Annotated in this window: 4 protein-coding genes; 3 read left to right on the forward strand and 1 reads right to left on the reverse strand. The window is 56.2% G+C overall.

Going from position 1 to position 10570, the window contains the following annotated elements; all coding sequences use genetic code 11:
- Positions 1-75: 75 nt before the first annotated feature.
- Positions 76-5634: a fibronectin-binding autotransporter adhesin ShdA gene (shdA, locus tag ACLJRE_RS20925; protein ID WP_071883013.1), complete on the forward strand. Its 5559-nt coding sequence runs from the start codon at positions 76-78 to the stop codon at positions 5632-5634.
- Between the two features lie 161 nt (positions 5635-5795).
- On the opposite strand, the gene xseA is transcribed toward shdA, so the two are convergent.
- Positions 5796-7145: an exodeoxyribonuclease VII large subunit gene (gene xseA, locus ACLJRE_RS20930; RefSeq protein WP_023212377.1), complete on the reverse strand. Its 1350-nt coding sequence runs from the start codon at positions 7143-7145 to the stop codon at positions 5796-5798.
- 160 nt (positions 7146-7305) lie between these two features.
- Between xseA and guaB the strand changes: the two genes are divergently transcribed.
- Positions 7306-8772 (forward strand): IMP dehydrogenase, encoded by a 1467-nt coding sequence (gene guaB, locus ACLJRE_RS20935; RefSeq protein ID WP_000944174.1) that lies wholly within the window; start codon positions 7306-7308, stop codon positions 8770-8772.
- 69 nt (positions 8773-8841) lie between these two features.
- Complete coding sequence (guaA, locus tag ACLJRE_RS20940; RefSeq protein ID WP_000138293.1) at positions 8842-10419, forward strand: glutamine-hydrolyzing GMP synthase; 1578 nt, start codon at positions 8842-8844, stop codon at positions 10417-10419.
- The last annotated feature ends 151 nt before the right edge of the window (positions 10420-10570 follow it).

Below are 10570 nucleotides of genomic sequence, written 5' to 3' on the forward strand. Positions count from 1 at the left end.
CACCATTTAAAAGCTATTTACAGCCAATCAAAATCAAGTTTGCTTCGTGAGCGTTATTAAAAGGAAATTTAAAAATTGAACAGGACCTACAGTATCGTCTGGAGCGCCGTGCGAAATATGTATGTCGTGGCTTCAGAACTGGCGCGAGGCCACAGCAAAGTTAAAATACAGGCGCACGCTAATGAAGTCGCCCTTTCTATTGAAAAGCCTGAGTCAGGATGGATAATTAGTGCAAAACACAATGCGCTGGCCTTCGCAATTGTTGCCGCGCTTGGGTTCGCCAGTCCGCTGGCTATGGCCGATAATCCGGTGTCCTACATTGACGGAGTCGACCACGACCTGAACGCAGAAACGTCGCCAATTTCTTATTCAGGTACCGGCCAGGGTACGGCACTGTACCTCGAAGGTTTGCCCACACAGAACCAGGGCTGGCAGCCAACCTCAGGCACAGGCACGGGCGTTGTGATTGAAACGGACGGCGGCGGCGCTCTCCTCCCGGACGGTAGCAGCCATGCAGCCGCCACGGCGGTTAAGCTTACTAACGGCGCGATGCTTAATCTTACCGACGCGGTAATCACGACGTCGGGAGAATATGCTATGGGTATCGAGCTATCAGGACAGAGCAGCATAATGCTAACGGGAGGGACTCTCCTGGCCGGAGGCAATTATGGCATCATGACGCTCAGCGGCGAGTCGCAAGCGACATTGAGCGACATCAAGGTAACAGCAACAGCGGAAACCGGCAGCGATGTAGTTTCGCAAGAAGGCAGCACGCTGAACATCACGGATGGGAGTGAAATCACGCTCACGAGGGGACAACTGCGCGTGGTTGGCAGCACAACAGGCAACGCTTTCCTGAATGTGAGCGATAGTACAGTGAGTTCCACGGGTACAGACAGTACTGTTATCGCGTCCAACAAGGGCGTTCTTGATATTACGAACTCTACCGTCACGCACGATAATGCCAAAGGCGCAGCCATTGAGGCTGGTAATGCCTCAACGGTGACTATTTCCGGCGATAATAAAAGTTCGATGGTCATCAACTCCAAAGATATAGGCATTAAGAGCGCCAAATCTTCCGTCAACATTGACGGCGCCACCATCATCGCCAAAGGCGATGGTATTTTGATGACCACGGGGGGCAGCAGTTTTTACAGCAATAACTCCGGGCTGACGGTCAATAATGCGGACGTGACCTCAGACGACGCCGCCGCGCTGCACGTTGATAAAAACACGGTGATGGAAAAGCCCATTACATTAACCGACAGCACATTGACTGGCCCAACGGCTATTAAACTGGATAATGCGGCAACCGTAGAGGCCAACAACACAACGCTGAATGGCAACATTGACGCGGGGAGCACAGTATCGTCCTTGTCGCTGGCCGAAAAATCCTCACTGCAAGGGAGCGTCAACGGCCTGAACAGTTCATTGACGCTTGACGAAACCAGCCAGTGGAACATGACCAACCCGTCAACCGTCGGCAACCTGACCAACGACGGCGGCATTACGCTGGGCAACGCGAGCGGTTCGACAGGTACGCTGCTGACGGTGGACAATACCCTGACCTTGCAGGACGGCAGCCAGATAAACGCGACGCTGGATACCGCCAACAGCTCGCCAATTATCAAAGCCACCAACGTCACGTTGGACGGGACGCTGAACCTTAGCTCAACGGCCACCTTTGTCGCGCCCGAAACCGACGAGCACTTAGGATCGTTCACGCTGATTGATTCGCAAACTGCGATCACTACCGATTTTGACAGCGTAACGCTGGATGCCGACATCTCTGCTATGCCGGATTACCTTACGATCAACGCGGGCGTTGATGCGAATGATAATACCAACTACGAGTTGTCTACAGGCTTGAGTTGGTACGCGGGCGCAAATTCTACGCGCGCTGCGCATGGCACTTTTACCGTTGATGCAGGCAGTACCTTTACCGTCACCAGCGAACTGGACGAAACCACGGCGACCTCCAACTGGGATGGCAGCAAGCTAACCAAACAGGGCGACGGCACGCTGATCCTCAGCAACACTGGCAACGACTACGGCGACACTGAAATTGACGGCGGCATTCTGGCCGCCAAAGACGCCGCCTCGCTCGGCACTGGCGATGTGACGATTGCAGAAAACGCAACGCTTGCGCTGAGCCAGGGCACGCTGGATAACAACGTGACCGGCGGGGGCAAAATTGTCAAAACCGGTAACGATGAGCTGATCGTGACCGGCGATAACACTTACTCCGGCGGCACCACCATAACCGGCGGTACGCTGACGGCTGACCATGCGGATTCGCTGGGCACTGGCGCTATCGTTAACAGCGGCGTGCTTCAGGTCGGCGAAGGCGAGCTGGAAAATACGCTTTCTGGCAGCGGCTCGCTGGTGAAAACCGGTACGGGCGAGCTGACGTTAAGCGGCGATAACACTTACTCCGGCGGCACCACTATTACCGGCGGTACGCTGACGGCTGACCATGCGGATTCGCTGGGCACTGGTGCTATTGCCAACAGCGGCGTGCTTCAGGTCGGCGAAGGCGAACTGGAAAATACGCTTTCCGGCACCGGTTCGCTGGTGAAAACCGGTACGGGCGAGCTGATGTTAAGCGGCGACAACACTTACTCCGGCGGCACCACTATTGACGATGGTGTGCTGATTGCCGCCAACGTTAACGCGCTGGGCGGCGGTGATGTCGATAACGCGGGTACGCTGAAGCTGGACGCGGAGGGCGAATTCAACCTTGCGAATGTCACAACCCAGTCTGGAGCAACGACTGAGCTGGCCAAAGGTACGACGCTCAACGTCGACTCGCTGACTCAACAAGCCGATAGTACGCTGAATATTGACCTCAGTAAGGCCAACGGTGAAAGCGCCATTACCGCCGACAGCGTCACGCTGGGTGGCACGCTGAACGTCACCGGCATCGGCAGCGTTACAGACAGCTGGACGCCTGAGGTATACACCTACACGCTGATTGACAGCGACAGCGCCATTACCAGCGATTTCGACAATCTGACCGTCGCGGGAATGAACAGAGAAGATGTTGACTTCCTGACTATCGACGGAAAAGTCGACGAAGCAGACAACACCCACTATGATCTGACGGCCTCCCTCTCCTGGTATGCGGACAGAGACAACGCTTCTACCGACGCTCACGGTACCTTTACCCTTAGCGACCCTGACGGCAGCTTTAACGTTGCGGCTAATCTGACAGACGTTGACGACACGCTTGATCCGAATAGCACATGGGACGGTAAATCGCTGACCAAAGAAGACGCAGGCACGCTGATCCTCTCCGGCGACAACGACTACAGCGGCGGCACCACCATCAATGAAGGTACGCTGGTCGCCGCCAGTACGACGGCGCTGGGCACCGGCCTGGTCGACAATAACGCCACGCTGGTGCTGGACGCAGATGGTGAAGTCAGCGCGGTGGGCGGCATCACCACTCATAGCGGCGCGACGACCCAACTGGCGCTCGGCACCTCGTTGGATCTCGGCGACAGCGCGTTAATTCAGCAAGATGGCAGTACGCTGAACGTTGAGCTGAATAGTGACTCAGTGCAACCGCTGATTACCGGCGGCAGCGCCACGCTTGGCGGCGATCTGGTCGTCAGCGACGCCAGCCTGCAAGCGCGCGCCTCCGACGCGGAGTTCCAGTCCTTTAAACTGATGGATATGGACAGCGATATCAGCGGCGACTTTACCAGCCTGACGATGAACCTTACTGACAAGCCGGACTATCTGACCGTAACCGGGACAATCAATCCTGAAGATGCGTCAGAATATCTGCTTACCGAAGGGCTGAGCTGGAATGCGACCGCCACGTCAGCGACGCCAGCACATGGCACGTTTACCCTGGGCGCAGGCGACAGTTTTGAAGTCACCAGCGTACTGGGCGATAAAACCGGCAACGGCGACTGGGACGGTAAATCGCTGACCAAACTGGGCGCGGGTAAACTGACGCTGAGCGGCGCGAATACCTATAGCGGCGATACCAACGTACAGGAAGGCACACTGTGGCTGTCCGGGGACGGTACGATTGGCGAAATGGGCAGCCAGCAGGCGGTGAACGTCGCCTCTGACGCGACCTTCGGCGGCAGCAACGGTACGACCGTTAACGGTAAGGTGACCAACGAAGGGACGCTGGTCTTCGGCGACAGCGAGGAAACTGGCGCCATCCTCACCCTCAATGGCGATCTGATCAACATGGGGACGCTCGCCAGCGGCAGCTCCTCCAGCACGCCTGGCAATACGCTTTATGTCGATGGCGATTACACCGGCAACGGCGGCTCGCTTTACCTGAATACCGTCCTGGGCGACGATGATTCGGCGACCGATAAGTTAGTCATTACCGGCGATGCCTCCGGCACCACCGATCTGTACATCAACGGCATCGGCAATGGGGCGCAGACCACTAACGGTATCGAAGTGGTGGATGTTGGCGGCACATCGACAAGCGATGCGTTTGTGTTAAAAAATGAAGTTAACGCCAGTCTGTATACCTACCGTCTGTACTGGAATGAAAGTGACAACGACTGGTATCTGGCGTCAAAAGCACAGTCTGATGATGACGACAGCGGCGGTGATGTCACGCCTCCAGATGATGACCGTGATGTCACGCCTTCGGACGACGGCGACAATGGCGGTAATGTCACGCCTCCGGACGATGGCGGCGATGTCGCACCGCAGTACCGTGCGGATATCGGCGCGTACATGGGCAACCAGTGGATGGCGCGCAACCTGCAAATGCAGACCCTCTATGACCGCGAGGGTAGCCAGTATCGTAACGCCGATGGCAGCGTATGGGCGCGCTTCAAAGCGGGTAAAGCGGAATCCGAGGCTGTCAGCGGCAATATCGATATGGACAGCAACTACTCCCAGTTCCAGTTAGGCGGCGACATTCTGGCCTGGGGCAACGGCCAGCAGAGCGTTACCGTTGGCGTCATGGCGAGCTACATCAACGCCGATACCGACAGTACCGGTAACCGTGGCGCAGACGGTAGCCAGTTCACCAGTAGCGGCAACGTAGACGGCTACAACCTTGGCGTCTATGCCACCTGGTTTGCCGATGCCCAAACGCATAGCGGCGCGTATGTCGACAGCTGGTACCAATATGGTTTCTACAACAACAGCGTAGAGAGCGGTGATGCGGGTTCTGAATCTTACGATTCAACCGCTAACGCTGTCTCGCTGGAAACCGGTTATCGCTACGATATTGCGCTGAGTAACGGCAATACTGTCAGTCTGACGCCGCAGGCGCAGGTTGTCTGGCAGAATTACTCAGCGGATAGCGTGAAGGATAACTACGGCACCCGGATCGACGGTCAGGATAGTGACAGTTGGACAACGCGCCTGGGTCTGCGAGTTGACGGCAAGCTGTACAAGGGCAGTCGTACGGTTATCCAGCCGTTTGCTGAAGCTAACTGGCTGCACACCAGCGATGATGTGTCGGTATCGTTTGATGATGCTACGGTGAAACAGGATCTTCCGGCTAACCGTGCGGAGCTGAAAGTAGGTCTGCAGGCAGATATCGATAAGCAGTGGAGCGTTCGCGCTCAGGTTGCCGGGCAGACTGGCAGCAATGATTTTGGCGATCTGAACGGTAGCCTCAATCTGCGCTATAACTGGTAAGTTAGACAAAACCGGGCGGGCGTTCCCTGCCCGGTTTTGAGGCGAATGACAAACCGATTGATCGTCAGATTATGGCTACACCTTATCCAATGTGGCGCGTAGGTTGGCTGAGGCGAAGTCGAACCCCAACATCGCGCTGCAAAGGGTGGGGGAATGTTGGATTACGTGCCCGGCGTGACGGATTTGACTTCACTTTCAAGCCAGCCGTCCTCCAGTCTCGTGGTCATGATATCGCCTGCTTTGACCTGTTTGATCTTTTTCAGCACCTTGCCGTCCGTTGTCGTCGAAACCGTATAGCCGCGCGCCAGCGTGGCTAACGGGCTGACCGCCTCCAGATGCGTGACCGCGTTGCCAAAGCGTTCGCGCTGTTCGCTTAACCGTGAGCGGATATTCTCCGTCAGACGATATTCCAGCTGTTGGATGCGCGACTGCGCGCGGTGAATTCGCGGCTGCGGATTTTGCTGGCTCAGGCGTTGACTTACGCGCTGTTGGCGCTGAGTGGCCTGCTTAATCCTGGCCTCAAGCGCAAACCCCATCCGTTGGCGTAGACGTTCCAGCGCGGTTTGCTGGCGGGCCAGACGCAGTTGCGGGTGTTGCTGTTGCAGGCGGTGAAAAATCTGCGTGAAACGACGGCTGCGGTTGGCGAGGTAGTAGTCCATCGCCATGCCCAGACGCTGCTGGGCGGATTGAATCTGGCGCAACAACTCCTGCTGGTTACGGCTGACAATTTCTGCCGCTGCTGATGGCGTCGGCGCGCGCAGGTCGGCGACAAAATCAGCTATCGTGACGTCCGTTTCGTGACCGACGGCGCTGACCACCGGAATGCGGCTGGCAAAAATCGCCCGCGCCACGCGCTCGTCGTTAAAACTCCACAAATCTTCCAGTGAGCCGCCGCCGCGCCCGACAATTAACACGTCGCACTCGCCGCGCGCGTTCGCCAGTTCAATGGCGCGAACGATCTGTCCCGGCGCATCGTCGCCCTGGACTGCGGTTGGATAGATAATAACGGGCAGGGATGGGTCACGACGCTTTAGCACGTGGAGAATATCGTGCAGTGCCGCGCCGGTTTTCGAGGTGATCACCCCCACGCAGTGGGCCGGGGAGGGCAAAGGTTGTTTATGCTGCTGATCGAACAACCCTTCGGCCTGGAGTTTGGCTTTTAGCTGCTCATATTTCTGCTGCAACAAGCCTTCGCCCGCCGGCTGAATACTTTCGGCGATGATTTGATAATCGCCGCGCGGCTCGTACAGCGTAATATTGGCGCGTACCAGCACCTGCTGCCCGTGCTGCGGACGGAACGTCACCCGACGGTTGCTGTTACGGAACATCGCACAGCGCACCTGAGCGGTATCGTCTTTGAGCGTAAAGTACCAGTGGCCTGACGCAGGCTGCGTGAAATTAGAAATCTCGCCGCTGATCCATACCTGTCCCATCTCCTGTTCTAACAGCAGACGAACCGTCTGGTTAAGGCGGCTTACGGTAAAAATTGAGGAAGTTTGAGAGGATAACATGTGAGCGGGATCAAATTCTAAATCAGCAGGTTATTCAATCGATAGTAACCTGCTCACGGGGGATCGCAAGCACTATTTGCAAAAAAATGTAGATGCAACCGATTACGTTCTGTATAATGCCGCGGCAATATTTATTAACCTCCCAGGTGAGATATTGCCCATGCTACGTATCGCTAAAGAAGCCCTGACGTTTGACGACGTCCTCCTTGTTCCCGCTCACTCCACCGTTTTGCCGAATACTGCCGATCTCAGCACGCAGTTGACGAAAACTATTCGTCTGAATATTCCTATGCTTTCTGCGGCGATGGACACCGTGACGGAAGCGCGCCTGGCAATTGCCCTGGCTCAGGAAGGCGGCATTGGTTTTATCCACAAAAACATGTCCATCGAGCGCCAGGCGGAAGAAGTTCGCCGCGTGAAGAAACACGAGTCCGGCGTAGTGACCGACCCGCAGACCGTCCTGCCAACCACCACGTTGCATGAAGTGAAAGCTCTGACCGAGCGTAATGGCTTCGCGGGCTATCCGGTGGTGACTGAAGATAACGAGCTGGTGGGTATCATCACCGGTCGTGACGTGCGTTTTGTGACTGACCTGAACCAGCCGGTGAGTGTCTACATGACGCCGAAAGAGCGTCTGGTGACTGTTCGTGAAGGCGAAGCCCGCGAAGTCGTGCTGGCAAAAATGCACGAAAAACGCGTAGAAAAAGCGCTGGTCGTTGATGATAACTTCCATCTGCTTGGCATGATTACCGTAAAAGATTTCCAGAAAGCGGAACGTAAACCAAACTCCTGTAAAGATGAGCAGGGCCGTTTACGTGTCGGTGCGGCGGTCGGCGCAGGCGCGGGCAACGAAGAGCGCGTTGACGCGCTGGTGGCGGCAGGCGTTGACGTACTGCTGATCGACTCTTCTCACGGTCACTCTGAAGGTGTGTTGCAACGTATCCGTGAAACGCGCGCTAAATATCCTGACCTGCAAATCATCGGCGGCAACGTTGCGACGGGCGCAGGCGCTCGCGCGCTGGCGGAAGCCGGTTGCAGCGCGGTGAAAGTGGGTATCGGTCCTGGCTCCATCTGTACCACTCGTATCGTGACTGGTGTGGGCGTTCCGCAGATCACCGCTGTTTCCGACGCAGTTGAAGCGCTGGAAGGCACCGGAATTCCGGTTATCGCTGACGGCGGTATCCGCTTCTCCGGCGACATTGCCAAAGCCATCGCCGCAGGTGCAAGCGCGGTAATGGTGGGCTCTATGCTGGCCGGTACCGAAGAATCCCCGGGCGAAATCGAGCTCTATCAGGGCCGTTCGTACAAATCATACCGTGGGATGGGCTCGCTGGGCGCGATGTCCAAAGGCTCTTCTGATCGTTACTTCCAGAGCGATAACGCTGCCGACAAACTGGTGCCGGAAGGTATCGAAGGCCGCGTAGCCTATAAAGGTCGCCTGAAAGAGATCATTCACCAGCAGATGGGCGGCCTACGCTCCTGTATGGGACTGACCGGTTGTGCTACCATCGACGAACTGCGTACTAAAGCGGAGTTTGTGCGTATCAGCGGTGCGGGTATCCAGGAAAGCCACGTTCACGACGTGACCATCACCAAAGAGTCCCCGAACTACCGTCTGGGCTCCTGATTTTCTTCGCCCGACCTTCGCGTCGGGCGATTTATTTAATCTGTTTCACTTGCCTCGGAATAAGCGTCAATGACGGAAAACATTCATAAGCATCGCATCCTCATTCTGGACTTCGGTTCTCAGTACACTCAACTGGTTGCGCGCCGCGTGCGTGAGCTGGGCGTTTACTGCGAACTGTGGGCGTGGGATGTGACAGAAGCGCAAATTCGTGACTTCAACCCAAGCGGCATTATTCTTTCCGGCGGCCCGGAAAGCACCACCGAAGAAAACAGCCCGCGCGCGCCGCAGTATGTCTTTGAAGCAGGCGTGCCGGTATTTGGCGTCTGCTACGGGATGCAGACTATGGCGATGCAGCTTGGTGGTCATGTAGAAGGTTCTAATGAGCGTGAATTTGGTTACGCGCAGGTCGAAGTATTGACCGACAGCGCGCTGGTTCGCGGTATTGAAGATTCCCTGACCGCCGACGGCAAACCGCTGCTGGACGTGTGGATGAGCCACGGCGATAAAGTGACGGCGATTCCGTCCGACTTCGTGACCGTCGCCAGCACCGAAAGCTGCCCGTTCGCCATTATGGCCAACGAAGAAAAACGCTTCTACGGCGTACAGTTCCACCCGGAAGTGACCCATACCCGCCAGGGTATGCGTATGCTGGAGCGTTTTGTACGCGATATCTGCCAGTGTGAAGCCCTGTGGACGCCGGCGAAGATCATCGACGACGCCGTGGCGCGCATTCGCGAGCAGGTGGGCGACGACAAAGTAATCCTCGGTCTCTCCGGCGGCGTGGATTCCTCCGTAACCGCAATGCTGCTGCACCGCGCGATCGGTAAAAATCTGACCTGTGTTTTCGTCGACAACGGCCTGTTACGCCTCAACGAAGCCGAGCAGGTGATGGACATGTTTGGCGACCATTTTGGTCTGAACATTGTTCACGTACCGGCAGAAGACCGCTTCCTGTCCGCGTTGGCTGGTGAGAACGATCCGGAAGCCAAGCGTAAGATCATCGGTCGCGTTTTTGTGGAAGTGTTCGACGAAGAAGCGCTCAAACTGGAAGACGTGAAATGGCTGGCGCAGGGCACCATCTACCCTGACGTTATCGAATCTGCGGCGTCTGCAACCGGTAAAGCGCACGTCATCAAATCTCACCACAATGTCGGCGGCCTGCCGAAAGAGATGAAGATGGGGCTGGTTGAACCGCTGAAAGAGCTGTTCAAAGACGAAGTGCGTAAGATTGGTCTGGAGCTGGGCCTGCCGTACGACATGCTGTATCGCCATCCGTTCCCGGGGCCGGGCCTCGGCGTGCGCGTACTGGGTGAAGTGAAGAAAGAGTACTGCGACCTGCTGCGCCGTGCGGACGCTATCTTCATTGAAGAACTGCGCAAAGCGGATCTGTACGACAAAGTCAGTCAGGCGTTCACCGTCTTCCTGCCGGTCCGTTCCGTAGGCGTCATGGGCGATGGTCGTAAGTACGATTGGGTGGTCTCTCTGCGTGCCGTCGAAACCATCGACTTTATGACCGCGCACTGGGCGCACCTGCCGTATGACTTCCTGGGTCGTGTTTCCAACCGCATTATCAATGAAGTCAACGGGATTTCCCGTGTGGTGTATGACATCAGCGGTAAACCGCCGGCTACCATTGAGTGGGAATAAGCCGATAATCCTTCCTGTGTTTTCATGAACAGGTAAAAGGAAATTTAACCCTCTGTTTTTACAGAGGGTTTTTATTGTCTATGGAAAACCCCCAGCTAGGCTGGGGGTTCCGGAAAGCTTTCAGCTTTAAGCCAGTTATTAAAACCCCTTT

Origin of the sequence: Salmonella sp. SAL04157 (assembly GCF_046551635.1) — a bacterium.
GTDB lineage: Bacteria > Pseudomonadota > Gammaproteobacteria > Enterobacterales > Enterobacteriaceae > Salmonella > Salmonella enterica.